At 39.7% G+C, this 26,707-nt stretch carries 29 protein-coding genes; 27 read left to right on the forward strand and 2 right to left on the reverse strand.

Annotated elements, in window-relative coordinates:
- Positions 1–179: 179 nt before the first annotated feature.
- From fabT to NE257_RS03130, 24 genes are all read left to right on the forward strand, one after another.
- Positions 180–620: a fatty acid biosynthesis transcriptional regulator FabT gene (fabT, locus tag NE257_RS03015; RefSeq protein ID WP_251851373.1), complete on the forward strand. Its 441-nt coding sequence runs from the start codon at positions 180–182 to the stop codon at positions 618–620.
- A 9-nt stretch (positions 621–629) separates the two neighbouring features.
- Complete coding sequence (locus NE257_RS03020) at positions 630–1,583, forward strand: beta-ketoacyl-ACP synthase III (protein WP_040367358.1); 954 nt, start codon at positions 630–632, stop codon at positions 1,581–1,583.
- A gap of 31 nt (positions 1,584–1,614) precedes the next feature.
- Positions 1,615–1,839: an acyl carrier protein gene (locus NE257_RS03025; protein WP_007208590.1), complete on the forward strand. Its 225-nt coding sequence runs from the start codon at positions 1,615–1,617 to the stop codon at positions 1,837–1,839.
- A 53-nt stretch (positions 1,840–1,892) separates the two neighbouring features.
- Entirely contained in the window at positions 1,893–2,822 is a 930-nt protein-coding gene (fabD, locus tag NE257_RS03030) for an ACP S-malonyltransferase (RefSeq protein ID WP_251855288.1), read from the forward strand.
- Between the two features lie 9 nt (positions 2,823–2,831).
- Positions 2,832–3,569: a 3-oxoacyl-[acyl-carrier-protein] reductase gene (fabG, locus tag NE257_RS03035; RefSeq protein WP_251885752.1), complete on the forward strand. Its 738-nt coding sequence runs from the start codon at positions 2,832–2,834 to the stop codon at positions 3,567–3,569.
- A gap of 12 nt (positions 3,570–3,581) precedes the next feature.
- Positions 3,582–4,823, forward strand: a complete 1,242-nt coding sequence (gene fabF / locus NE257_RS03040) for a beta-ketoacyl-ACP synthase II (protein WP_007208587.1) — start codon at positions 3,582–3,584, stop codon at positions 4,821–4,823.
- The gene (gene accB / locus NE257_RS03045; protein WP_251851377.1) at positions 4,820–5,287 is read left to right on the forward strand and encodes an acetyl-CoA carboxylase biotin carboxyl carrier protein; all 468 of its coding nucleotides are present in this window, start codon (positions 4,820–4,822) and stop codon (positions 5,285–5,287) included. The genes fabF and accB overlap by 4 nt, the downstream gene beginning before the upstream one ends.
- 3 nt (positions 5,288–5,290) lie before the next feature.
- On the forward strand, positions 5,291–5,719 hold the full coding sequence (gene fabZ, locus NE257_RS03050; RefSeq protein ID WP_007208585.1) for a 3-hydroxyacyl-ACP dehydratase FabZ: 429 nt from the start codon (positions 5,291–5,293) through the stop codon (positions 5,717–5,719).
- An 8-nt stretch (positions 5,720–5,727) separates the two neighbouring features.
- Positions 5,728–7,092, forward strand: a complete 1,365-nt coding sequence (locus NE257_RS03055; protein WP_251885753.1) for an acetyl-CoA carboxylase biotin carboxylase subunit — start codon at positions 5,728–5,730, stop codon at positions 7,090–7,092.
- A gap of 12 nt (positions 7,093–7,104) precedes the next feature.
- Positions 7,105–7,965, forward strand: coding sequence for an acetyl-CoA carboxylase, carboxyltransferase subunit beta (accD, locus tag NE257_RS03060; protein WP_007208583.1), 861 nt, complete (start codon positions 7,105–7,107; stop codon positions 7,963–7,965).
- A gap of 2 nt (positions 7,966–7,967) precedes the next feature.
- Positions 7,968–8,753, forward strand: a complete 786-nt coding sequence (locus NE257_RS03065) for an acetyl-CoA carboxylase carboxyl transferase subunit alpha (RefSeq protein WP_007208582.1) — start codon at positions 7,968–7,970, stop codon at positions 8,751–8,753.
- 193 nt (positions 8,754–8,946) lie between these two features.
- Positions 8,947–9,798: a transporter substrate-binding domain-containing protein gene (locus NE257_RS03070; protein ID WP_251885754.1), complete on the forward strand. Its 852-nt coding sequence runs from the start codon at positions 8,947–8,949 to the stop codon at positions 9,796–9,798.
- Positions 9,799–9,814: 16 nt separating this feature from the next.
- On the forward strand, positions 9,815–10,510 hold the full coding sequence (locus NE257_RS03075; RefSeq protein ID WP_251885755.1) for an amino acid ABC transporter permease: 696 nt from the start codon (positions 9,815–9,817) through the stop codon (positions 10,508–10,510).
- A 219-nt stretch (positions 10,511–10,729) separates the two neighbouring features.
- Positions 10,730–11,254 (forward strand): acyl-CoA thioesterase, encoded by a 525-nt coding sequence (locus NE257_RS03080; protein ID WP_007208579.1) that lies wholly within the window; start codon positions 10,730–10,732, stop codon positions 11,252–11,254.
- 20 nt (positions 11,255–11,274) lie between these two features.
- The gene (locus tag NE257_RS03085) at positions 11,275–12,750 is read left to right on the forward strand and encodes an amidase (protein ID WP_251885756.1); all 1,476 of its coding nucleotides are present in this window, start codon (positions 11,275–11,277) and stop codon (positions 12,748–12,750) included.
- A gap of 86 nt (positions 12,751–12,836) precedes the next feature.
- Entirely contained in the window at positions 12,837–13,364 is a 528-nt protein-coding gene (locus NE257_RS03090) for a YqeG family HAD IIIA-type phosphatase (protein WP_007208577.1), read from the forward strand.
- Positions 13,361–14,470, forward strand: coding sequence for a ribosome biogenesis GTPase YqeH (yqeH, locus tag NE257_RS03095; protein WP_251885757.1), 1,110 nt, complete (start codon positions 13,361–13,363; stop codon positions 14,468–14,470). Before NE257_RS03090 ends, yqeH begins: the two co-directional genes overlap by 4 nt.
- Before the next feature lie 12 nt (positions 14,471–14,482).
- A complete protein-coding gene (gene yhbY / locus NE257_RS03100; RefSeq protein ID WP_007208575.1) occupies positions 14,483–14,794 on the forward strand; it encodes a ribosome assembly RNA-binding protein YhbY in 312 nt (103 codons plus the stop codon).
- 13 nt (positions 14,795–14,807) lie between these two features.
- Positions 14,808–15,443 (forward strand): nicotinate-nucleotide adenylyltransferase, encoded by a 636-nt coding sequence (locus NE257_RS03105; RefSeq protein WP_251855292.1) that lies wholly within the window; start codon positions 14,808–14,810, stop codon positions 15,441–15,443.
- On the forward strand, positions 15,433–16,029 hold the full coding sequence (gene yqeK, locus NE257_RS03110; protein WP_251851492.1) for a bis(5'-nucleosyl)-tetraphosphatase (symmetrical) YqeK: 597 nt from the start codon (positions 15,433–15,435) through the stop codon (positions 16,027–16,029). Before NE257_RS03105 ends, yqeK begins: the two co-directional genes overlap by 11 nt.
- A gap of 13 nt (positions 16,030–16,042) precedes the next feature.
- Positions 16,043–16,402: a ribosome silencing factor gene (gene rsfS / locus NE257_RS03115; RefSeq protein WP_338127542.1), complete on the forward strand. Its 360-nt coding sequence runs from the start codon at positions 16,043–16,045 to the stop codon at positions 16,400–16,402.
- Positions 16,402–17,130, forward strand: coding sequence for a class I SAM-dependent DNA methyltransferase (locus NE257_RS03120; RefSeq protein WP_251885758.1), 729 nt, complete (start codon positions 16,402–16,404; stop codon positions 17,128–17,130). Before rsfS ends, NE257_RS03120 begins: the two co-directional genes overlap by 1 nt.
- Before the next feature lie 141 nt (positions 17,131–17,271).
- The gene (locus NE257_RS03125) at positions 17,272–18,432 is read left to right on the forward strand and encodes a nucleotidyltransferase (RefSeq protein ID WP_007208570.1); all 1,161 of its coding nucleotides are present in this window, start codon (positions 17,272–17,274) and stop codon (positions 18,430–18,432) included.
- A gap of 90 nt (positions 18,433–18,522) precedes the next feature.
- Entirely contained in the window at positions 18,523–19,245 is a 723-nt protein-coding gene (locus NE257_RS03130) for a YebC/PmpR family DNA-binding transcriptional regulator (protein ID WP_251851384.1), read from the forward strand.
- A 180-nt stretch (positions 19,246–19,425) separates the two neighbouring features.
- Here NE257_RS03130 and NE257_RS03135 read toward each other — a convergent pair whose 3' ends face one another.
- Positions 19,426–20,118: a hypothetical protein gene (locus tag NE257_RS03135; protein WP_211205539.1), complete on the reverse strand. Its 693-nt coding sequence runs from the start codon at positions 20,116–20,118 to the stop codon at positions 19,426–19,428.
- A 327-nt stretch (positions 20,119–20,445) separates the two neighbouring features.
- Between NE257_RS03135 and alsS the strand changes: the two genes are divergently transcribed.
- Both alsS and budA read left to right on the forward strand, forming a co-directional pair.
- A complete protein-coding gene (gene alsS, locus NE257_RS03140; RefSeq protein ID WP_251855014.1) occupies positions 20,446–22,110 on the forward strand; it encodes an acetolactate synthase AlsS in 1,665 nt (554 codons plus the stop codon).
- Positions 22,111–22,126: 16 nt separating this feature from the next.
- The gene (budA, locus tag NE257_RS03145) at positions 22,127–22,828 is read left to right on the forward strand and encodes an acetolactate decarboxylase (protein WP_251855013.1); all 702 of its coding nucleotides are present in this window, start codon (positions 22,127–22,129) and stop codon (positions 22,826–22,828) included.
- Positions 22,829–22,987: 159 nt separating this feature from the next.
- On the opposite strand, the gene helD is transcribed toward budA, so the two are convergent.
- Entirely contained in the window at positions 22,988–25,261 is a 2,274-nt protein-coding gene (gene helD / locus NE257_RS03150) for an RNA polymerase recycling motor HelD (protein WP_251855012.1), read from the reverse strand.
- Between the two features lie 145 nt (positions 25,262–25,406).
- On the opposite strand from helD, the gene NE257_RS03155 reads away from it, so the two are divergent.
- On the forward strand, positions 25,407–26,603 hold the full coding sequence (locus NE257_RS03155) for a peptidoglycan bridge formation glycyltransferase FemA/FemB family protein (protein WP_251885759.1): 1,197 nt from the start codon (positions 25,407–25,409) through the stop codon (positions 26,601–26,603).
- Positions 26,604–26,707: the final 104 nt, after the last annotated feature.

Here is a 26,707-nt window from a genome sequence, read left to right on the forward strand (position 1 = left end):
TAATAATAATTTGACAATCAAATTATTTTAAGATTTTTTTAATAAAGAAAGTAGTTATATACGCACATTTTCATGAGGAAAAGTGGTTTTTATAAATTAATACTTGCTTTTTTTATTTTCTTAATTTATAGTTTGATTATCAAATCATTTGACAATCAAACTATCCGGGTGGGCACATTATGGAACAAAATTTTGAAGAAATTAACGATTTATTAGTAGAAGTATTCAATGATATTTTGGTGATTGAAGAATCTGAATTAAAAAAATCGCAATTCAAAGATTTATCGATTACTGAAATGCATACCATCGAAGCGATAGGTATGTACAAGAAGAAAACAACTACGGAAGTGGCAAATGAACTATCTATTACTGTGGGCACGTTAACAATTGCGATTAATCGCTTAGTTAAAAAAGGATATGTCGAACGAATTCGAAGTGAAGATGATCGACGTGTTGTGAAATTAGGTTTGACAAAAAAAGGAAAATTAATTTTTCGTGTTCATCAACACTTTCATCGAGAAATGATTAAAGCTGTTATCGAGGGCATGGATGGAGAACAATCTTCGGCGTTACTTAAAGCGCTAGATAATTTGCATAATTTTTTGCAAGAGTACAAGTGAGTGGATGAGATGGTTAGTTATGGACGGATTACGGCAACTGCGAGTTACCTTCCGCCTAAAGTAGTGACAAATGATGATTTAGCAAAAGTGATGGAGACAAGTGATGAATGGATTGCTAGCCGAACAGGTATTAGACAACGACACATCGCAGAAAATGAGAATACGTCAGATTTATGTATTCACGTCGCCAACACACTTTTACAAAAAGTGAAGAAACAAAGTAGTGACCTTGACTTTATTATTATTGCGACGATGACACCTGATTATCACACCCCTTCAGTAGCTTGCATGGTGCAAGGAGCAATTCAAGCGACGAATGCCTATGCATTTGATATTAGTGTCGCCTGCTCAGGATTCGTCTATGCACTATCATTGGCAAATAAACTTATCCAAACAGGAGCTAAGTGTGGATTGGTGATTGGCGGAGAAGTACTCTCAAAGATGCTTGATTGGCAAGATCGTTCGACGGCAGTATTGTTTGGAGATGGTGCAGCAGGTGTGGTGCTTGAAGCAAGTGATCAACCGATGATTGTTAAAGAAAAGCTTTATTCAAATGGCTCGCTAGGTCAGGCACTTACCTCGGGATTAGTAGAGACGACGGATTATCAAAAGACCGTCCATCCTTTACAAATGGAAGGGCGAGCAATCTTTGATTTTGCGACTCGGACTGTTGTCCAATCGGTCAAAGAATTACTAGCTGATGAGGCACAATCTGTGGATTACTTTTTGTTGCATCAAGCAAATGCGCGGATTCTTGATATTTTTGCGAAAAAATTACAAGTGCCGCGTGAGAAATTTTTACAAAATATTCAGCACTACGGCAATACATCGGCAGCAACCATTCCATTATTGCTAGATGAAGCAGTGGGTGATGGTACGATTATACTAGGCGGGAAGCAAAAAATTATCCTGACTGGTTTTGGCGGTGGATTAACTTGGGGCAATCTTTTGCTACAAGTATAACTATAAAAGAAATCTTTGGAGGAATGTATAAATGGTATTCGAAAAAATTCAAGCAATTGTGGCAGAAGAATTAGGTAAAGAAAAAGAAGAAATCAAATTAACAACAAATATTCAAGAAGATTTAGAAGCGGATAGCTTAGATTTGTTCCAAATTATTAACGAAATTGAAGATGAGTTTGATGTGAAGATTGAAACAGAAGATGGCATCAAGACAGTTGAAGATTTAGTGAAATATGTAGAAAACCAACAAGCATAATACTTAGAGGCTGGGCGAAAGCCTGGCTTTTCTTTTTAGAAAGGAATACATACATGAAGACTGCTTTTTTATTTAGTGGCCAAGGGTCGCAATATACAGGTATGGGTCAAGATATATATGAAAATTTCAAATTGGCACGTGAACAATTTGAAGAAGCAAGTGATTGTCTGGGATATGATATGGCCGCTCTTTGTTTTGAAGAAAATGATCGTCTGCACCTCACTGAATATACACAACCAGCCATACTAACGGTAAGCACGGCAATTTTGCGGGTGGCACAAGCAGAAGGGCTTACGGCAGAGGCTGTCGCTGGTCTAAGTCTTGGAGAGTATACTGCTTTGGTAGCTAGTCAAGCACTTACATTTTCTCAAGCGGTCCAACTGGTTGCTAAAAGAGGAAAGTTCATGTCTGATTGTGCACCTGAAGGATCTGGCAAGATGGTTGCGGTCATGAATGCTGATCCTGCATTAATTGAACAAATTTGTCGCAAGGTTGCCTCTGAGACTGGTCAAATTGTTGCTCCTGCTAACTACAATACGCCCCAACAAATTGTGATTGGTGGCGAAACAGAAGCGGTCGACCAAGCAGTGGTGCAGTTACAAGAAGCAGGTGTTCGTCGTTGCGTGCCACTAAAAGTAAGTGGTCCCTTTCATACACCGCTACTAAAACAAGCAGCAAGTGATTTGAAAGCGGAGTTGGCACGGGTATCCTTTTCACCAATGAGACTTCCTGTGGTAGGCAATGTGACCGCTGAAGTATTGACAGATGAAGAGGTTATTCCACTACTTGAAAAACAAGTAATGTCACCTGTACGGTTTTACGATAGTATCCAAACATTGCAACAATTAGGTGTGACGAACTTTATCGAAATTGGTCCTGGAAAAGTATTGTCAGGCTTTATGAAAAAAATTGATAAGACCCTTACGACAAGTCATATCGAAAATATACCTACACTAAATGAGACAGTGGCAAATTGTCGATAGGAGGAAGCGATGGAATTAAAAGGAAAAACAGCATTTATTACTGGTAGTTCAAGAGGGATTGGTTTAGCAATTGCCCATGCATTTGCTAAAGAAGGAGTGAACATCATTTTAAATGGTCGTAAAGACATTTCAAAGGAAATGATTGACTCGATTGCTTCCTATGGGGTGACTTGTATTGGAATTAGTGGTGATATCTCAGATTATGACGCTGCTAAAGAAATGATCGAGCAAGCTGAATCTCAATTAGGAGCTATTTCTGTGTTGGTAAATAATGCGGGAATTACGAATGATAAATTATTGTTGCGTATGGCACCTAGTGATTTTGAAGATGTCTTAAAAATCAATCTAGTCGGGACATTTAATATGACCCAATTAATCGTTAAGAAAATGATGAAGCAACGCAGCGGGACAATCATCAATCTATCAAGTGTTTCGGGATTAATTGGTAACATCGGTCAAGCCAACTATGCTGCAAGTAAAGCAGGGGTGATTGGCTTTACGAAAACGGTGGCCCGAGAAGCTGCTGCAAGAGGAATTACGTGTAATGCGATTGCTCCAGGGTTTATTCAGACCGATATGACAGAGGTGCTTTCTGATAAGGTCAAACAACAAGTGACACAAACCATTCCATTGCAATCATTTGGCACTGTTGAAGATGTTGCGCAAACAGCTGTGTTTTTGGCAAAAAGCCCGTACATTACAGGACAGGTCGTCAATGTTGATGGCGGTCTAGTCATGCATGATTAAAGGAGGAAAAAAATGAATCGAGTAGTAATTACAGGATTTGGCGTCGTTTCTCCAATTGGAAATGATGCAGACACCTTTTTAACAAGCCTAAAAGAGGGAACAAACGGCATTGGACCGATAACGAAATTTGACGCTGAGGAAACGGGCATTCATGTTGCCGGTGAAGTGAAAGAGTTTCCTTTAGAGAAATATTTTACTAAAAAAGATACTAAGAGAATGGAAATGTTTTCTATTTATGGTATTCATGCAGCCCTAGATGCATTGGCGATGGCGAACATTTCGATTGACGAGATTGATACAGATCGTTTTGGTGTCATTGTTGGGTCTGGTATCGGTGGATTACCGACCATTCAAGATCAAGTAACGCGCATGAATGCCAAGGGAGCTCAGCGCGTATCACCGATGTTTGTCCCACTTTCAATCGTCAATATGGTGTCAGGAAATATTGCCATGCGTGTCGGAGCGAAAGGCGTTTGTTATTCACCGGTAACCGCTTGTGCGACAGGAACCAATGCAATCGGCGAAGCATTCCGTAATATTAAGCATGGGTATTCAGATTTGATTTTAGCTGGAGGATCCGAAGCAACGATTTGCGAAATTGGTATTGCTGGTTTTGCTTCTTTGACCGCCTTGACAACAGAAGAAGATCCTAACCGAGCATCCATTCCGTTTGATAATGAACGAAGTGGCTTTGTAATGGGTGAAGGAGCTGGGGTGGTTATGCTCGAATCATTAGAACATGCTCAAAAAAGAGGGGCCACCATTCTAGCGGAGGTAGTCGGCTATGGTGCCACCTGTGATGCCTATCATATGACAGCGCCAAATCCTGATGGGTCAGGTGCCGGCAAAGCAATCAAGCAAGCATTGACCGAAGCGAACATTAAAGCCAAGCAAGTCGGCTATGTGAATGCACACGGCACAAGCACACCTACGAATGATGGTGCAGAGGCGACTGCTATTCAATATGGATTGGGTGATAGCTATTTGGAGACATATGTAAGTAGTACCAAGTCAATGACTGGTCACTTACTAGGGGCCGCAGGAGGTGTAGAGGCGATTGCGACCATTTTGGCCTTACAGCACCAATTTATTCCACCGAATATCAATGTGAATGAACAAGATCCATCGATAAATCTGAACGTCGTAAAAAATACGAGTATTCCTGCAACTTTTGAGTACGCATTGAGCGACTCGTTGGGATTTGGCGGACACAATGCCGTTATTTTAATGAAGAAATGGGGAGAAGAAAAATGAACTTCTCAGAAATAAAAGAGCTTATTTCTTTGGTGAATGACTCGAAATTAACTGAATTTCGCATGCAAGAACAACAGTTTGAATTGTATTTAAATAAAAATCAACAATGTGGAGCATCCTCGCGAAAAGAAGAGGTTGCTTATAGCCCTAGCGCCCCAGTAGCTGCTCCTCAGATTCAACCAACTGAAGAAACACCAGCTTCAGCCCCTGTAGCCAGTGAAGGCGGCCACCAGATTGAATCACCACTTGTGGGAGTCGTTTATCTAAAACCAAATCCCGATAAGCCCGTCTTTAAACAAGTCGGTGATCAAGTTAAAGTTGGTGAAGTAGTATGTATTATCGAGGCGATGAAAGTCATGAATGAAATTGTCAGTGATGTGAATGGTGAAGTAACGGCAATTTACGTTGAAAATGAAGAAGTGGTAGAATTTGGTCAACCATTGATTCAAATAAAGGAGAGTTAGTCGATGACAAGTCTATCAATTACAGAAATCAAAGAAATTATTCCTCATCGTTATCCGATGCTATTAATTGATCGTGTAGAAGAGTTAGTAGTCGGAGAACGCATTATTGCTAAAAAAAATGTAACGATTAACGAACCTTTCTTTCAGGGACATTTTCCGCATGAACCAGTCATGCCAGGTGTCTTAATCATTGAAGCGATGGCCCAAGCTGGCGCGGTAGCATTACTGTCGATTGAGGAATTCAAAGGCAAGACCGCTTATTTTGGTGGGATCGATAAAGCGAAGTTTCGCAAAAAAGTTACACCTGGTGATACCCTGATACTAGAAGTAGAATTATTAAAAGTGAAAGCCAATGCTGGCATGGGCAAGGGAATTGCCAAAGTCGATGGGAAGAAAGTAGCTGAAGCTGAGCTAACCTTTATGATTGGATAGGTGAACACATGTTTTCAAAAATATTGATTGCAAACCGTGGAGAGATCGCGGTCAGAATAATTCGTGCCTGTCGCGAGTTAGGTATACGCACAGTAGCTGTCTATTCCGAAGCAGATCGAGAAGCATTTCATGCGGAGCTAGCTGATGAGGCCATTTGTATTGGCCTTGCTAAAGCTTCCGATTCATATTTAAATGTGCAACAAATTTTGAGCGCAGCCATCGTGACCAAAGCGGAGGCGATTCACCCTGGTTTTGGTTTTTTATCAGAGAATAGCCGGTTTGCCGAAATGTGTGAAGAATGTCAAATCAAATTCATCGGGCCAAATAGTCAAACCATCGATGAAATGGGCAATAAAATTCATGCTCGTCAATTGATGATTGATGCAAAAGTACCGGTGATTCCTGGGTCTGAAGGTGTTCTAAAAACGATGGATGAAGCGTTGACATTAGCAGAGGAGATTGGCTATCCAGTCATGCTGAAAGCAGCAGCTGGTGGTGGCGGTAAAGGGATTCGTAAAGTACCGAGTCCAAAAGAACTAGCAAGTCTATTCTCCTCCGCTCAACAAGAAGCCCAAGCAGCATTTGGCAATGGCGATATGTACATGGAAAAAATCATCTATCCAGCTCGTCACATTGAAGTTCAAATTTTAGGTGACGAGTATGGGTCAATCGTTCATTTAGGTGAGCGTGATTGTTCACTGCAACGAAACAACCAAAAAGTGCTCGAAGAATCGCCATCTGTCGCTTTGTCTACTAGTGATCGTGCCTATGTCGGCGAACTAGCTGTGAAAGCAGCAGAGGCAGTGAAGTATCAAAATGCCGGAACAATTGAGTTTTTACGAGACGAAGCCGGCCATTTTTATTTCATGGAAATGAATACCCGTATCCAGGTGGAACATCCTGTCACTGAAATGGTGACGGGAGTCGATATTGTCAAAAAGCAAATTGAAATTGCCGATGGACAACCATTGAATCTTGAACAAGCGGATATTTCATTTACAGGACATGCCATCGAGTGCCGAATTAATGCAGAAAACCCTGCTTTTCATTTTGCGCCATCACCAGGAAAGATTACAAATTTATTGCTTCCAAGTGGTGGGATGGGGCTTAGAGTGGATAGTGCGATGTATTCAGGGTATACAATTCCGCCATACTATGATTCGATGATTGCAAAAATTATTGTCCATGGTGAGAATCGCTTTGAAGCGTTAATGAAAATGCAACGAGCTCTGGGTGAATTATTAACAGAAGGTGTACAAACCAATGCAGAGTTTCAAATGGATTTGATTAGTCATCCAAATGTGATTGCCGGTGATTATACGACGGCCTTTTTACAAGAAGACTTTCTACCAAATTGGCAACCTGAAGATTAGAGGTGAGGCGTAGTGGCATTATTCAAGAAGAAAAAAGATTATATTCGCATTTCTCCAAATAGACATCAACCAACGAATCCTGAACCAAGCGTGCCTGACAATATGTGGGCGAAATGTCCGAGCTGTAAACATATCCTATATACCAAAGAAATGGGAGCTGAAAAAGTCTGCCCTAACTGTGGCTATAATTTCCGCATTCGTGCATGGGAACGCTTGGCGTTAACGATTGATGAGCAAAGTTTCGAAGAATGGGATGAAAATTTGGTAACGAAAGATCCTTTGACGTTTCCTGGATATCGTGAGAAAGTTGTCAAAGCACAGAAACAAACGCATTTAAACGAAGCGGTATTAACTGGCAAAGCGTTACTTGATCAAAAAGAAATTGCGATTGGCATTATGGATTCCCATTTCATTATGGGAAGTATGGGGACGGTTGTTGGAGAAAAAATCACTCGGCTCTTTGAACGAGCAACAAGTGAAAAATTACCGGTTATTTTGTTTACAGCTTCCGGAGGTGCTCGGATGCAAGAAGGTATTTTCTCCTTGATGCAAATGGCTAAAATTTCAGCAGCTGTCAAGCGTCATAGTAATGCAGGGTTAGTGTACATAGCTATTTTGACAGATCCTACGACTGGTGGAGTGACTGCGAGTTTCGCGATGGAAGGCGATATTATTTTAGCAGAGCCACAAGCGTTGATTGGATTTGCCGGGCGTCGAGTGATTGAAGAGACGATTAAACAAGAGCTGCCTGAAGATTTTCAAAAAGCGGAATTTCTATTAAAGCACGGCTTCATTGATCAAATCGTCCCCCGTTTAGAAATAAAATCTCGTTTAGCTACGTTGATTCAATTGCACCAAAAGGGGGACTGGTAAGCATGGAAAAGAACGCTTATGAAATCGTGTCGCTCGCACGTGACAAAGACCGCATGACCTCGCTTGATATCATTCAGGAAGTTTTTGATCAATTTCAAGAATTTCATGGGGATCGTCTTTATGCAGATGATGAAGCAATTGTTGGTGGTGTTGGGCTTTTGGCAGGCAAGCCGGTGACTGTAGTAGGTATTCAAAAAGGAAAAAATTTACCTGAGAATTTACGCCGAAATTTTGGGTCACCTCATCCAGAGGGCTACCGTAAAGCATTGCGCTTGATGAAGCAAGCAGAGAAATTCCAGCGCCCCATCGTGACGCTAATCAATACAGCTGGTGCATTTTGCGGGGTTGGGGCAGAGGAGCGCGGAGAAGGCGAGGCCATCGCTAGAAACTTACTCGAAATGTCTGACCTTAAAACACCTATTTTAGCCATCATTATCGGTGAGGGTGGTAGTGGTGGTGCCTTAGCTCTAGCCGCAGCAGACGAAGTATGGATGATGGAGCACTCGATCTATGCGATATTATCACCTGAAGGATTTGCATCAATCTTATGGAAAGATGGCAAGAAAGCGCCGGAAGCGGCTGAGTTAATGAAAATCACCGCAAGCGAGCTAAAGCAAATGAAGGTCATCGAGCGTGTGATTCCAGAGACGTTTCGTGGTCGTCCTCTTCCTCAAGAAGAGATTGTTACCCGTTTGAAAGAGGACATATCAAGAAAATTAACCGAATTGATGGCTTTGGATGAAGAGGAATTGGTACAAAATAGGTACAATCGGTACCGTGCATATTAAACGTTTATTGGAAGATAGGTATGTTTAAGAGGAGTGTGACGGGATTTTGTCACATTCCTTTTTTTGAATAAATATAAAGATTATCCAAATTTTTTATAAAAATGTCCTTTATTCTGCATCTAATCTATGTTATTATGCATATATATTAAAAATATCTAAAAATATTGTATAAAAATTAAAAGGGGCGAATGAGATGAAAAAAGGGTTAATTGGTTTGGTAAGTGTGGTAGCGTTGATGGTGTTAGGAGCATGTAGTTCATCTACGACAAGTTCCTCTAGTTCTTCCAGTACGAAGTCTTCTTCAGATGCCTCCAATCAATGGAGTGAAATTAAAAAAGCGGGTGTCATTAAAGTTGGAACTTCTGCAGACTTTGCACCATTTGAATTTCATACCATGGTGAATGGGAAAGACACGATCGTCGGTGCCGATATTGATATGATGGATGCAATCGGTAAAGAATTAGGGGTAAAAGTAGAATACGTCGATATGGATTTCAATGCCGTACTAGCTTCACTAGAGCAAGGTCAAGTTGACATTGCGGTCTCGGGTATTTCAGCGACGGATGAACGAAAGAAGACTTTCGATTTTTCGGTCAATTATTTTATACCTGAGCAATTAGTAGTTGTCAATAAAGCCAATGTCAGTAAGTATACGACTTTAGATAGTTTAGCAAACAAAAGAGTTGGCGCCCAAAAAGGCTCCATTCAAGAATCGATTGTTAAAGATCAACTGCCAGATTCCCAGATTGTTTCTTTAGCGAAAGTGCCGAATTTAATGGTTGAGTTGAAGCAAAATTCCATTGATGCTGCGGTCGTCGAAAGTGCCGTTGCTCAATCTTATGTGGCTCAAAATGACGATTTAGCAATTGCTGATGCCAAATTGGAAACGGCTGAGGGAGATGCTTATGCCATTGCAATGCCAAAAGGAAGCACAGAACTTGCAGACAAAATCAATTCAGCTTTAGAAAAAATGATTGCTGACGGTACGATCAAAGAATATGTACAAAAAAATACAGATTTAGCAAACGAAAATGCATCAAATTAAGAGAAGAGGGTAGCACATGGATTATTCATTTTTAAAGGAGTATTATTCTTATTTTCTTTCAGGTTCCGTCATAACAATGATGATTTCAGTCGTTACGATTGTTTTTGGTACAGTTTTTGGCGTTTTTTTAGCCTTGATGAAACGGTCGAGCATTGCTCCTTTAAAATGGGTAGCATCTACTTATATCGCTGTCTTTCGAGGAACACCCATGCTTGTTCAAATCTTAATTGCCAACGGTTTGTTTCACCAAGTAGTCACGCTGCCACCTGTTACAATTGGTGTATTGCAAATTGATTTTAGCCGATTATTTCCAGGAATTTTAGCTTTGTCATTGAACTCTGGTGCCTATGTCGCTGAAATTGTTCGTGGTGGCATCAATGCGGTTAATAGTGGGCAATTTGAGGCTGCGCGATCATTGGGGATGAATGGACCGCAAACGATGCGTTACATTATTTTTCCGCAAGCATTACGCAATATCTTGCCATCGCTTGGCAATGAATTTATTGTCTTAATCAAAGATTCTTCCTTGCTTTCAACGTTGGGGATTTATGAATTAATGAATAGCGCGCAGATTGTGATTACTTCTTCGTTCATTCCCTTAAAACCACTCTACGTGGCAGCGGTTTTGTATTTCTTTATGACGTTTGTGACCTCACAGCTATTAAAATTATGGGAAAACAAGTTAGGTAAAGGCTACATTCAAGTCCGGTAAATCTGAAGACTTGTTTTGTGCTACTAAATCCTGACGTAAAAGATAGCAATTACGAAAAGATCAGAAATACCCAAAAGTACGAGAGCTAACTTCTGGGTGTTTTTGGTCTTTTTGCTTGTAGCGGAACAATTCTGTCACAACTCTTTTTCTTTTTGTCAATTCTTTAAATTTATAGGTATAATGAGTTGAACGATTAATGGTTAAATATGAGGTGAAAAAATGGAAACAAAATATTGCAAGGAATCAAAAGTTATTCAAACCCATCGCGTTTTTCCTTTTGATTTAAATCCGTTTGGGTATCTTTTTGGTGGTAAGCTAATGACCTACATTGACGATGCGGCTTCTATATCAGTATCACGGCATTGTCGGCGAGGTGCTGTAACAGCCTCAGTCGATCAGTTGACCTTTATTCATCCCCTGCATGCCAATCACTCTTGCTGCGTGGAAAGCTTTATTTCTGGTGTTCATCACCGCTCGATGGAAGTATTTGTGAAGGTTATCGGAGAAGATTTGGTGACCGGTGAGCGCTATTTGGCAGCGAGTTGTTTTGTTACGTATGTAGCGATTGTGTCATTTATGAATGAAGAGCCTGATTTCCAAGTGCCCTTCGTGGTTGCGCAAAGTGATGAAGAAAAAATGGTCTGCAGTGGCTACGAACAAAGACGAGCTACGAAAAAAATCGAGAGGCAAGCGGCCAAGCAATTCCATCAAAGTCTATCTGTTGACCTCCCTTGGATTCAATAAGGCACGAGAAAGGAAAAAATATGTACGATACACTATCTTTGGTTTCGCTTTTGAAAACTAAAAAAATCAGTCATCAAGAATTACTTGCGGAATGTATGAAATCAATAGGTGCGCAAAATGAACAATTAAACGCGTTGGTTCACTATGATCAAACAGCATATGTTGCGCAATTGCAACAGACCGATTGGCAAAACTTGCCATTTGCAGGGCTACCAATTCCATTAAAAATTCTAGGACACGTCAAAAAGGGATGGTCTGCATCAGCGAGTTCAATCCTTTTTAAAGATGAAAAGGCTAGTATGACAAGTCACTTTGTCCATCGATTAGAAACGCTGGGCTTTATCCCATTCGGTCAGACCAATGCGCCAGAGTTTGGCTTTAAAAATGTCACTGATCCGCAATTATATGGCGTATCCAAAAATCCGTGGCATACAGCATATTCTCCCGGTGGCTCAAGTGGGGGAGCGGCGGCGGCAGTCGCTTCTGGAATGTTTTCGATTGCCACAGCTAGCGATGGCGGGGGATCAATCCGCATTCCTGCTTCCTTTTCTGGGTTAATTGGCTTAAAACCTAGCCGAGGCGTGATGCCTGTTGGGCCAGGTGATTACCGTTCGTGGCAAGGGGCTTCAGTCAGTTTTGCGATGACCCGCTCAATGCGAGACACCGAGACGTTGTTTTATTTGCTAAGAGATAAGGAGAATCAATCACCCTATCAAGCACCATGGGCCGAGTGGCAGCATCATCAAGCGGCTCCCCATAAAAAAAGAAAGATTGGCTTTTTTATCGATTCACCAATTGGCAATAGGGTCAGTGAAGACGCCAAGCGAGTGATGAAACGGACGATTGACTTGCTTGTTCAACAAGGGCATGAAGTAGAAGAAGTTTCGTATCCAATCGATGGCAAAGCCTTGATGCAAGCCTACTATCGGATGAATGGTGCTGACACCGCTGCGATGTTTGAAAGTATTGAACAGCAAATGGGGCGTCCGCTTACAATGAAGGATATGGAATTAATGACTTGGGGGATTTATCAATCAGGAAAAAAAATGCCCGCTTCACAATATGTAGCATCATTACATGTGTGGGATCAAGCAGCTGTAAGTATGGAAGCATTTTTCCAAGACTATGATGTGTTGTTGTCACCATCCGCTACGACGACTGCTCCTAAGCTTGCGACCGATTTGCAAAGCGATGCTATTCGTGAACAACTGCATGCAATCCAAACACTACCTTTTAGTCAGACGGAAGAGGTCGTTTATAATATGTTTGAAAAAAGTCTTCATCTAACGCCGTACACCCAATTAGCTAATTTGACTGGTCAACCTGCCATTAGTTTACCGATGGGGGTGGCTGAAAATGGCTTGCCGCTCGGTGTTCAATTACAGTCAGCGAAAGGTCGCGAAGACTTATTATTCCAATTAGGTTATGAATTAGAGAATGAAGGAGCGTTTCAATTCTTGCATCCGACAAAGCAACTAGAAGTCACTCGCTCTTGAAATCTTTTAATTTAGGAATAAATCGTGTATAATCAGCGTATGAGGAGTACAATTGTACTCCTTCATTTTTTGGATAAGGAGTTACTATGTTCTCAAATTTTAAACCAACATGGATGGTGGATGCCATCTATCAAATTACCCCCGAACAACTAAAGAGACATGGCATTAAAGGTGTCTTAACAGATTTAGACAATACATTAATCGCTTGGAATAATCCAGATGGAACAGAGGAATTAAAAAGTTGGCTAAAGAGTCTACAAGATGCAGGCATTCCGGTCATTGTCATTTCAAATAATAATCACGCTCGTGTACGTGTGGCAGTTGAGAAATTCGAGGTAGATTTTGTTGCACGAGCATTGAAGCCTCTAGGAAAAGGAATTCGTGAAGGTGTTGAGCATCTAGGTCTGCCAAAAGAGGAAGTCGTAATGATCGGTGATCAAATTATGACTGACATTCGCGCAGCTCATCGTGTGGGTCTTCGCAGTATTTTAGTGCGACCAATCGTGCAAACAGATAGTTGGAAAACACAATTTAATCGCTTATGTGAACGTAAAATAATGAAGCATCTCCAAAAAAAGAATCCTGATATGATATGGCAAGGAGAAATAAAATGACAGAGCAGTGGCATTGTATAGGTTGTGGTGTGACCATTCAGACGACAGATCCCAATGAGTTAGGGTACACACCGAAAGCAGCAATTGAAAAAGGTCTTGAGAATGAAGAAATGTATTGTCAGCGTTGTTTTCGTCTAAGACATTACAATGAAATCCAAGATGTTGCCTTGACGGATAATGATTTTTTACAATTACTAAATGAAATTGGGAAAACAGATGCATTAATCGTTAATGTGGTGGATATTTTTGATTTTAATGGTTCATTGATTCCAGGTTTGCACCGTTTTGTTGGGGATAATCCCATTATTATGGTCGGCAACAAAGTGGATGTGCTTCCTAAATCACTAAAAAAACCTAAGCTGATTCAATGGATGAAAGAACGTGCCTTTGAAGAAGGGTTGCGTCCAGTAGAAGTTCTATTGACTAGTGCAAAGAAAAATCAAGAAATCACGCGTTTGTTAGCGACCATCGAGCAATACCGAAAAGGGCGCGACGTTTATATTGTTGGTGTAACCAATGTTGGTAAATCGACCTTAATTAACCAAATTATCCAACAAGCAATAGGTGTAAAAGAGTTGATTACGACTTCTCGTTTCCCTGGAACGACGCTAGATAAAATCGAGATTCCTTTAGAAGATGGAGCGGTAATGATTGATACACCAGGAATTATCCATCGCCATCAAATGGCCCATTATTTAGGGAAAAAGGATCTAAAAATTGTTGCACCACAAAAAGAAATTAAGCCCAAAACGTATCAATTGCAACCACAACAAACCTTGTTCCTTGGTGGCATTGCACGTTTTGATTTTATTAAAGGGGAAAAAAGTTCCTTTACTGCCTATCTTGCGAATGACTTACTCATTCACCGTACCAAGTTGGAGAAAGCGGATGCCTTCTATGAAAAGCATGTCGGCGGATTATTGCAACCACCAGCTGAGGATGAACTAGCGGAGTTTCCTGAGTTGGTACGCTTTGAGTTTTCAATTAAGGAACGGTCAGATTTGGTCTTTGCTGGCTTAGGTTGGATTACTATCACTAAACCAGGCGTTATCGCTGGCTGGGCACCAAAAGGCGTGAATGTTGTCATTCGCAAAGCTTTAATATAAGAGGAGAATATTATGAACTTAACTGGAAAACAAAAACGATTTTTACGTAGCAAAGCACATCATTTAAACCCCATCTTCCAAATCGGTAAAGGTGGCGTAAATGACGCGATGCTCGTCCAAATCGGTGAAGCACTTGAAAAAAGAGAGCTGATCAAAGTCTCACTTTTACAAAATACAGATGAAGAAGCAAGCGATGTGGCAGCTGTGCTAGAAGAAAAAGTGGGCTGTAGCATTGCGCAAATCATTGGCCGTATATTGGTCGTGTATAAGCCATCTTCAAAAGAAAAAAACCAAGCTATCTCTAATGAATTAGCAAAATTGTAAGGGGGGACTTTTGATGAAGGTATGTCTGACAAAAGGTGTTGAAACCGAAAGTTTTCCTTATGCAGCAGATCACTCTCAAAGGAAACAAGTCGGCATTTTAGGAGGAAACTTCAATCCGATTCATCTTGCACATTTGACAGTTGCTGACCAAGTAGGGCATGCATTAGGACTTGAAAAAGTATACCTAATGCCTGAAAGTGAGCCCCCTCATGTGGATAAGAAACCGACCATTGCTGGCGCTCATCGGCAAAAAATGATTGAGTTGGCGATTGAAACGAACCCTTTATTGGCCATCGAGACAAGCGAACTTACTCGAGGCGGGAAGAGCTATACTTATGACACGATGAAAGACTTAACGGAGCAAAATCCTGACACGGATTATTATTTTATTATTGGTGGCGACATGGTTGCCTATTTGCCAAAATGGTACAAAATTGATGAGTTAAGTCAACTGGTTCGTTTCGTTGGTGTCAAACGCTCAGGATACCCGACAGAGTCACCTTACCCAATCATTTGGATTGATGTGCCGTTCATCGATATTAGTTCGAGTATTATTCGAAAGAAGCTACATGAAGGGTGCTCGACCAATTATTTTTTACCAAGAGAAGTTCAAAACTATATCACAAAAGAAGGTCTGTATCTTGATTGATTTTGTTGCTAATTATTCAGAAGAAGCCCGCCAGGAGTTAGTGCAGCACGTGAAAAGTCACATGAGCGAAAAACGCTTCAAACATGTGTTAGGTGTAGAAAAAGCCGCTATGCAATTGGCCAAAGACAATGGCGTTTCCGTAGAAAAAGCGAGTATCGCAGCTCTGACACATGATTATGCTAAAGAACGCTCACAAGCAGATTTTTTTGCTGTGATTGACTCAGAAGGGTTAGACCCAGATTTAAAAGAGTGGAGTAATGCAATCTGGCATGGTGTAGTGGGTGCATATTTAGTAGAACGAGAACTTGGGATTAATGATACTGATATTTTGCATGCGATCACCGTTCATACGACTGGTGCAGCTGAAATGACACCACTAGACAAAGTCATCTATGTTGCTGATTATATCGAGCCCGGTAGAGACTTTCCAGGTGTCAACAAAGCACGCGCACTAGCCAAAGAAAATTTGGATGCTGCAGTAGCCTATGAAACAAAACAAACACTTGCATTTTTAATTGAAAAAGAAGCACGTATTTACCCTAAAACGATTGAAACGTACAATCGTTGGGTAGCGCAAAAACAGTAATTTAGGAGGATTTATGATTACAAGCGAAAAAATGATAGAACTTGCGGTCAAAGCTGCGGATTCAAAAAGAGCAGAGGATATTTTAGTATTAGATGTGAAAGAGGTGTCACTATTAGCTGACTACTTCATGATTTGCTCAGGAACAAATGAACGTCAAATTCAAGCGATTGCTGACACAATTATTGACAAAGAAAGTGAAGCACAAGTCCAAATCAAACAAATTGAAGGCAAAGATTCCGCAAAGTGGGTCTTGATTGATTTAGGCGATGTGATTGTGCATGTTTTCAGTCACTCAGAGCGTACGTTTTATAATTTAGAAAAATTATGGTCCGATGCACCTTTAGTTAACGTTAGTGAATGGATTGATGAGTAATGTCTTATGAGACGTTTACCTTTGTCTATGACGAGGTAATGGATAGTCAGTTGTATCAGCGTTGGTTTGATTTCTCAAAGCGTCACTTAGGAAATCGCAACCAATTATTGGAATTAGCATGTGGCACGGGAGCATTAGCGGTCGAGTTTGCCGGTAAAGGCTACGACGTGACGGCTTTGGATCTATCAGAAGAAATGCTGATGATTGCTTCTCAACGAGCCCTTGAAGAAGATGTGACGGTTCAATTTGTCGAAGGTGATATGTTGGATCTGACCAATGTCGGAATTTACCAAGCCGTTACTTGTTTCTCTGATTCACTGTGCTATATGAAAGAAGAAGAGGATGTTCAGCAAGTATTTGATGGGGTCTATGGAATCTTAGAAGAGGATGGACGATTTTTGTTTGATGTTCATTCGACCTATCAAATTGATGAGGTATTTCCTGATTACAACTATCATTATCAGACTGATGATTTTGCATTTCTTTGGGAAAGTTATAAAGGGGAAGCGCCACATAGTATCGAGCATTTCTTAACATTTTTTGTAGCGGATCAAGAAGGAAAGTTTGAACGTGCAGATGAACTGCATCAGGAGCGAACCTATCCATTAGAAACATATGTCCGCATGCTTGAAAATGCAGGCTTTTCATCAGTGGAAACCTATGCTGATTTTATTGATAGTGAACCAAATGAAAAAAGTCGCCGTTGGTTTTTTGTTTGTCAAAAATAACGGGATAATAGTTAGAGCGGTTAGGATAAAAAGTTTAGCTCCGATGTAAGGAGTGCTGCTTTTAAAACACCGTCGATCCATAAAGGAGTGTGACGGACTTTTGTCACACTCCTTTTTCGAAAGTAAGAGAGGCGAGTAGCTGTGAAGGTATGTGGAATTATTGCCGAATACAATCCGTTTCATAATGGACATGCTTACCATGTCCAAATGGCGAGAGAAAAAACGAATGCTGACGTCATCGTCGCAGTGATGTCGGGTAATTTTTTGCAACGCGGAGAGCCAGCCATTATCGACAAATGGCAACGAGCACAAGCTGCAGTGGCTAACGGGGTGGATTTAGTGATTGAATTGCCTTTTGAGTGGGCGGTGCAATCAGCAGATTTTTTTGCAAGAGGTGCGATTCAGCTTTTGGCAGATATAGGCTGTACTGCGCTTTGTTTTGGTTCAGACTCTAGTCAATCATTTGATTATGCGCACTTTGGACAACTGTATAAAGAAAATAAAGCGAATATCCAAGAAAGCTTTAAACAAATAACTGATCCGCGGTTATCTTATGCACAAAAAATGATGCAAAGCATGACGAACCATTTTCCTGATATGAATTTTGAGGAAAATCAACCGAATCACATTCTTGCTTTGAGCTATGCAAAAGAGAATGCAGAATTAGTTCACCCAATGGAGTTGTTTGCAATCGACAGAAAGCAAGCCGAATATCATTCGACAGAATTAAAAGGAGAAATTGCAAGTGCTACGGCAATTCGTTTGGCCGTGTCTAATAAGCAATCTGTTTGTTCGTTTGTACCGAAAGAGACGATGATTTCTTTAGAAGCAAGTGTACATGACTGGGAGAGCTTATGGCCATTTTTAAAATACCGATTGCAAATGGATAGCCTAGAGCAGCTTAAAGGCATCTATCAAATGGTGGACGGGCTTGAGTATCGACTGCAAAAAAAGGCCAATGAATGCGCTGGCTTTTCAGAATTTATGGAAAGCGTCTCCTCTAAGCGTTATGCGAAAGCCAGAGTCCAACGACTTTGTCTATATACATTATTGGCAATTTCGACAGAACAAATGCAGGCGCAGTGGCAGCATCCAGCGATTCGGCCGTTAGCATTTAACGAAAAGGGGAAACAGATACTAAAACAGGCAAATGGAAAGCTGCCAATTGTTTCTCGCTTTGCCAAGAAAGAAGCGCAAGCCTTTCCATTGACACTGAAAGCAGACCGCATGTATCAGCTAGCTAATCCCTTGGTAGTAGAACAAAATTTTGGTCGCTATGCTTTTTTGAGTAAGAAACCATAACAAAATGCTTCACAAGTTGACCTAAGCCAAGTATAATAAGGACGATGTTTTACTGAATAAGAACGAAAAAATTGAAAGTGAAGTGAAATTATGGGTCGTAAATGGGCAAATATCGTAGCGAAAAAAACTGCGAAGGACGCAAATAATAGTAAAATTTATGCCAAATTCGGTATCGAAATCTATGCAGCAGCAAAATCAGGGGATCCAGATCCACATGCAAACCAAAAATTAAAATTTGTTATTGATCGTGCCAAAACATATAATGTACCAAAACACATTATTGATCGCGCAATTGAAAAGGCAAAAGGATCTGGTGACGAACAGTTTTCTGAGTTGCGTTATGAAGGATTTGGTCCGAATGGCTCAATGGTTATCGTTGACACATTAACCAATAATGTGAACCGCACAGCTGCAGATGTACGAGCGGCTTTTGGTAAGAATGGTGGGAATATGGGTGTCTCTGGTGCTGTTTCTTACATGTTTGATAACACAGCTTTATTTGGTTTTGCTGGTGAAGATGCAGATGAGATTCTTGAGTACTTAATGGAAAAAGATATTGATGTTCGCGATGTGACTGCGGAAGAGGATCAAATCTTTGTTTATGGTGAACCTGAAGATTTCCACGAAATTCAAACAGCATTGAATGAAAAAGGAATCACTGAATTTAGTATCGCTGAAATGCAAATGATTCCTCAAAACGAAGTTACTCTCGCGGGTGATGATTTAGAGAAGTTTGAAAAAATGATCAGCGTCTTAGATGATTTAGAAGATGTGCAAAATATTTACCACAATGTGGAATTAGACGAAGAATAAAAAGGCTGAGACAGAACTGTCCAGTAACAAGTAAATAGACCAGAAAATTCAGAAGGTATTTCTTACCTTTGAATTTTCTGGTCTATTTTTCCTAACTTGCTAATCTGTCTCGCCGTTTTGGTTAAACCAAAGAATTATTTCTGTCCAGCACTCTTTAATAGTTACAAAAGATAGAAGAAATCAGATTTTTTCTGAAATTCTATTTATTTGTGGCAATTGAAATAATTGTTTATGTGGGTACTTATTTTGAATGATTGCTAATACTAACTGTAACTCCGTGCGTTCACGGTCATTATCAATATTTAAAATCATACTATGACGTCCTTTATGACCATTGTCCAACAAATGAGCCTCGCGATTCCAACTTAAAAATTCTTCATAAGAAGCCATCTTGCTGACAGGGAAACTTGCCACATCTATAATTTCGGCCAAACGAAATGTGAGGTAGCCTGTATCAAGTACAAACAATTCTTTTTCTGCATAGGAATAGTTATTCGCCACTGAATCAATAATGATTGATTTAGGATTAAAGTGTAGTTCCCAATCAATTAGCTGAATTAACGATGGAATACGATATGATTCTTGAAAAAGTAAGTGTGACTCTGGTGAATCGCGAAAGACCAATGGAATCAAATAGCGAGAACGATAAATCAACATTGGTACACGGTAAAACTCACAAGGTAAATAACGATTTATAAAACAATTACCAGAAAAATCCCCAATCTTGTAGCCGGTTATTCCTAGATAGCGATATTTCTCAGTAATTTTGGAACAATCAGAAATAGAGACGGCAAGCTCTGTTAGCTTATCAAAACCACTTAAGATACGGTCAAAAGGTTGCAACTTTATAGCATCTCCGAACAATTCATTCACCCTCTTCAATAAAGATCTTGTGCTTATCATATCATATTTTATTTTTGTGACATATAAAAAAACAAAGATGATAGGACAAAAATGGATAGAAGAAAGAGAAATAAGAAAAAACAAAATAGTATTGAAAATTTTTTTAATTTTTTTGCCAGGGAGCTGTTAAGAGACGCTTTTTTTGAAAAAATACTTTTATTTTCTGAAACAAAACACTAACCATTTTTATTTTCTTGTGTTATACTGCATTTATTGAAACAGAAAAACGCCAATTTAATGGTTTTTTTTTTCAAAAACAATAAAAAAATATAACAATTAAAGAAAGAAGTGTTACAGATGTCCGCTGTTGTAAAACATGGAGCAGATATGGTTGTCGATAGTTTGATTAACCATGATGTTGATTACGTATTTGGTATACCTGGAGCAAAAATAGATCGAGTATTCGATACTTTAGAGGATAAAGGGCCGGAACTGATTGTTACTCGTCATGAACAAAATGCGGCTTTTATGGCCCAAGCTGTTGGACGTATTACAGGCAAACCGGGAGTCGTTATTGCGACAAGTGGCCCAGGTGCAAGTAATTTGGCAACCGGATTAGTAACAGCTACAGCAGAAGGAGACCCAGTATTAGCAATTGCTGGTCAAGTAAAACGTAGCGATCTACTTAAATTAACACATCAAAGTATGGATAATGCAGCATTATTTAAACCAATCACAAAATACACTGCTGAAATTCAAGATCCAGAAACAATTTCTGAGGTGATTGCCAATGCGTATCGTAATGCGCGCACCAATAAAAAGGGCGCTAGCTTTATTAGTATTCCGCAAGACGTGGTAGATGCACCTGTCAAAGGCGAAAGCATTCGACCATTAAGTAAACCACGACTAGGTTCTGCATCAAAAGAAGATATTGCTTATTTGGTCAAACGCATTAAAGAAGCAAAATTACCTGTATTGCTAGTTGGTATGCGTGGATCTAGTGAGGCTGAAAGTGACGCCATTCGTTCATTGGTATCTACAGCGAAATTGCCAGTCGTTGAAACGTTCCAAGCAGCAGGCGTCATTTCCAGAGAATTGGAAGATCGTTTCTTCGGTCGTGTCGGCTTATTTAGAAACCAATTAGGAGACATGTTACTAAAACGTAGTGATTTAGTGATCGCAGTTGGGTATGATCCGATTGAATATGAAGCGCGTAACTGGAACGCAGAAAAAGATGCTCGTATAATAGTAATAGATAAAATCCCAGCTGAAATTGATCCATACATGCAACCAGAAAGAGAATTAATCGGTAGTATTTCTGATACGTTAGATTTATTAACGGAAGAAATTAAAACGTACCAACTACCAAACGATTCACAAGAATACTTGAAAGAATTGCAACAAAAACTAGTCGAACGAGATGAAGTTCCTGAAATCAAAACAGAAGGATTATTGCATCCTTTAGATATTATTGATACATTACAAAATGCGGTTACTGACGAAATGACAGTGACGGTCGATGTAGGTAGTCACTATATTTGGATGGCTCGTCATTTTAGAAGTTATGAACCACGTAAGCTCTTATTTAGTAATGGGATGCAAACGTTAGGTGTGGCGCTTCCTTGGGCAATTGGTGCAGCCTTGGTTCGTCCGAATACGCAAATTATTTCTGTTTCAGGTGATGGTGGCTTCCTTTTCTCAGCTCAAGATTTAGAAACAGCTGTACGCAAAAAACTAAACATTGTACATCTTATTTGGAATGACGGTCGTTACAATATGGTTGAGTTCCAAGAAGTGATGAAGTACGATCGCTCATCAGGAGTGGATTTTGGACCAGTTGATTTTGTGAAATATGCAGAAGCGTTTGGTGCAAAAGGACTACGAGCAACATCAAAAGACGAATTAGCGAAAGCTATTCAAGAAGGATTTGCGACGGAAGGTCCAGTGATTATTGATATTCCTGTCGACTACTCAGCAAACGAAGAGCTAGGTGAATCAATCTTGCCCGATCAATTTTATTAATTAGGAGTGAAAAAGAATGTCAAAAAATTCTTTATATCAATACGGAACAATTGGCTCCTTAATGGCAGGGGCTATGGATGGTACAGATACCATTAATGATTTCTTAAAACATGGTGATTTCGGAATTGGAACGATGGATGGCGTCGATGGCGAATTAGTCGTTTTAGATGGTCAAGCTTTTAAGATGAGTGCGAAAGGTTATGTTGTTCACTTAGAAGGAGAAGAAAAATTACCGTACGGAGCGATTGCACATTTTCATGCGAATCATACGTTCACCATTCAAGATGAGCTTGATAATGAAGCGATTGAAGCGTTGATTTTAGATAAAATGCGCAGTAAAAATCTTTTTGCCGGTGTGAAAATTTCAGGTACATTTAAAAAAATGCATACTCGCGCTATGCCTAAGCAAGAACCTCCTTATATTCGGTTTTCGGAAGTAGAGCAACCTAATTTCTATGCAGACGAAATAAAAGGATCGATTGTTGGGTTCTATTCACCGGCGTTGTTTCATGGCACCTCAGTAGCTGGGTTCCATATTCATTTTATTTCGGATGATCAAAAATTTGGCGGACATGTTCTTGATTATGTAGTGGAAGATGTAACAGTTGAAATTCAAGATTATGCAAACCTTATTCAAGACTTTCCTAAAGAAGCTGAATTTTTAGATACTGAATTTGATTATTCAAATATAGCAGAAGAAATTAGTTTATCAGAATAAAGCGGCAAAAAAATGTCGAGTTACAAAGGAAGACCAGAAAATCCGGAAGTTATTTCTCAAACTTTTTGGATTTTCTGGTCTTTTTACCTTTTTACGTGTAGATGATTTATAGTTTTATTCAGAATCAGTGGCACAAAATTCTTTTGTCACAATCCCTTTTTAAATGGGTTTGAAGGTAACTGATTCTTTATCGATTTTGCTAAGTAACGGTGATTGATTGTCACTTAGAATGGTTAGCTGATGCATCGCACGACTAATCATTGTATATAAGATTAACTGATCATGTGTCGATGTAAAGTCGCTTGAAATATTCCAAACGTATACTTCATCAAACTCCAAGCCCTTAGCCAAAAAGGCTGGGATAATAATTGTGGATCGTTTCATAAAGGTATCTTCTGTATCGATTAGCTGTACGAATTGTTTGGTATCTTCATCAAATTGTTCATACAAATTTTGTGCTTCGGCGACTGTTTTTGTGATGATTGCTGTGCGCCAATGCGTAGGCTGGCTTTGTCTTTGTGCTAGCTCATTTAGTAAATAGGTGCGTTGAGCCTCACTTGATCCTAGACATACGAGTGGCTTCTCGCCATTTCGAGCAGTCAGCTTCACTGTGTCGTCTTGAGATAAAAATTGATTGGCCACGGCTGTGATTTCGGCTGTTGAACGGTAACTCGTCGTTAATTGATACCTTTTTACCTTCTGCGTTGGGAAAAGGTTGGCCAAATGGGCGACAATCGTATCGTTACCTAGAACTTTTTGGTTTAAGTCTCCACATAAGGTCATAGCGGCATCTGGATAAAGTTCCTTCAATAAGGCGACTTGGGCTGGTGGAAAGTCTTGCATTTCATCGATAAAAATAAAGCGTGCTTTTTGGGCCACGTCGATTGGGAAAACTGCTTTTAGTAATAAGAAAAACAATACGGCATCTTCACTTGCTAGTGCTTTGTCTCGGAAATCTTGTTTTAATTGATTGAGATGTTCGGCCCACTGTTCAGGCGCTACTTGTAAGTCTTTTTCCAATGTCGGTGTCACTTGTTGCAAGAAATGAAGGTATTGCATCGGCAAATGAATAAAACGGAAAGACTGAATCGTACGCTTCATCGCTGCAAATCTTTTTTGCACAATACTGCGCTTAATTTTTTTTAAGAGCGTTTTTTCAGATGCTTCCGTGTATTCTTGATGCGGATGATCTTTCATGTATTGGATAAGCTTTTCGTCTGCTAATTCTTTGACCCAATCTTGGCGCATTTCATCCATCACTAAGCCACCTAGTTTTTTTAGTAGCTTTTCTTGTAATAATTGCGTGCGTTGGTATAAAGGGAGCAAGTCATTGGTTTGCAAATACCATTGGCGAATTGTCTTTTTATCAATGTAGACTTTTCCATTCAGGCTAATGTTTCTGAAAAGAGGACCAAATGCTTGGATACTTTGAATATAGGGTTTGATTTTTTGCAGATAGGCCAAACTATTTTTCGTCGTTTCAATTTTATTTTCGTCACCTGTTAAAAAGGTCTCTTCCTGAGTGTCTTTTTGCTTCAGTGTATAGTTAGGTAATAATTCATATAGAAATTCGACAAAGGTTTTGGTCGGTATTTCACTTTCTCCTAAAGAAGGTAAAACCATCGAGATATAATCTGAAAACAAATGATTTGGACTAAAAAGTAAGACTTGCGAATCTTTCAACCATTTGCGGTGGCGATAAAGTAAAAAGGCGACACGTTGTAACAAGGCACTGGTTTTACCACTGCCCGCAATCCCTTCAATTAAAACGATACGATTTTCAGTGTCACGAATGATCTCGTTTTGACTTTTTTGAATGGTGCTCACAATGTTTTTCATTTGAGAACTGGATGCTTCATCTAATATTTCTAGCAAAAATTCATCATTGATAACTTCTGATGTATCAACCATTGAAATCAGTTGACCATCTTGAATTTTGAATTGTCTTTTTAATGAGAGTGTCACATCAAAGCGCTCTTGATCGGTTTCATAGTAGGTCTCACCTAGCTCGCCTTCGTAATACAAATTGGCAATCGGGGCACGCCAGTCAACAATCACAGGTTCATCAGTCATATCGCGCAAGGATGCGATCCCTAGATACAACGTTTCTTTAGCATCCTGATCTTCAGTGAAATCAATACGCGCAAAATACGGTGCATTTTTCATTGTTGCAAGCGTAGTAAGACGTTTTTGTTTTGCTTCGGTTGTTTGGTAGGTTAGTTGCACTTCTTTCTCATGTTCTTGATAAGCTATCACGGATTCATAAAATGCTTCTTCGTTACCGGTATTGATTTTATTGTCAGTTAACTCTTTTAATTTTGACTGTAAGTTTGTCGTTAATTCTTGCTGTTGTTTTTCGATTAACGCTTCTTCACCTGAAATCAGATCAATCGTTTTGCTTAGGTGTTTTCGTTCGTAATCTCGTTCATTCATAGAAAGTACCTCCTTAAAGATGCTTTAAAAGTATAGCATAGTTTTGCACGTATTCCATCAAGAAACTTTCCTTTGTTTGACTTTCGAAGGCATCTCTTTTAATATAAGGCTTGTTTGATTTCCATAGTATTAGGAGGAAGAATTTGTGAACTACGAGTTAAAACACATCTCTGAAGAAGAATTTTCGCTTGCCCATCATCGCTTGGAACAAGCAACAATTTTGCAATCGTATCAATGGGGAGAAATTAAAACTGGTTGGCAAAGCTTACCCTTTGGATTTTATGCGAATCAAAAATTGATCGGGACAGTATTAATCTTAAAAAAAAAGTTACCTTTACGGCAATCCTTTTTTTACATTCCTAAAGGTCCAATCATGGCATATGAAAAAGAAACGGTCACAGGTTTTGTCAAAGAATTAAAACGAATTGCTAAAGAGCATCACGCTGTCTTTGTTCGTCTAGATCCACCTATTTTGCGTTCTGCTTTTAAGATGGACGAAAAACCAGTGATTAGCAATCAAGGGAAAGTTCAAAATCTTGTAGACGCTGGCTTTGAGCATGAGCCGTTAACTTTGGATTTGCATGCGACCATTCAACCTCGCTTCCAAGCAGTCGTTGAATGCAAGGAGTATCAGTTGCAACGTTTGACCAAAAAAGGGCGCCAAGGCGTACAAACGGCCAAAAAACGCGGAGTGGAACTTGAAATGTGCGGCGTGGAAAAAGTTGCTATATTTGCTGAGCTAATGAAAAAAACTGCCGAACGAAAAGGCATTTCTCTTAGAAATGAAGCTTATTTTCGTAAATTATTAACAGTCTATCCAGATTCTTTTCTGATAGTAGGGAAAATTAATCCCGGAAAACGGCGACAAGCGGTTCAAAGATTATTAGCTGAAAATCAGCAAGCAATCGCAAATCTCGCTGAAAACCAAACAAAGAAAAAGAATAAATTAGTCGAAACAAAACATAGTTTAGAAAAAGAACTCGCGCAACTTGAGCAAGATATTACAATACATGGGGAGAAAGAACGCTACATCAGTGGAACGTTGACCGTCCCTTATGGCGATACGTGTGAATTGCTTTATGCAGGCATGGATGAAGCCTTTAAGCATTATATGCCAGCTTACTACACGTGGTATGAATCAATTGTTCAAGCTGGCAAGAAGGGTTATAGCTATTGTAATTTAGGCGGAATTGATGGCCACCTTAATGATGGTCTGATTCAGTTTAAAAAGAATTTCCAACCACTGATTTGTGAGTATTCAGGAGAATTTAACTTACGAACCTCTAATTGGCTAATCTACAAAGCAGTGAAAAAGGCCTATCAAGTTAAAATGAGAGGGTAATTGAAAAGCTAGCTCTTGCAATTGCGTTTAATTAGTGGTTAAATAAATCCATAAAGATTGAAGAGAAAGACACCCAAATTTGAGAGTCCTCCATCAGAGAGAGA

It is taken from the genome of Enterococcus italicus (assembly GCF_023743875.1).
Classification (GTDB): domain Bacteria; phylum Bacillota; class Bacilli; order Lactobacillales; family Enterococcaceae; genus Enterococcus_G; species Enterococcus_G italicus.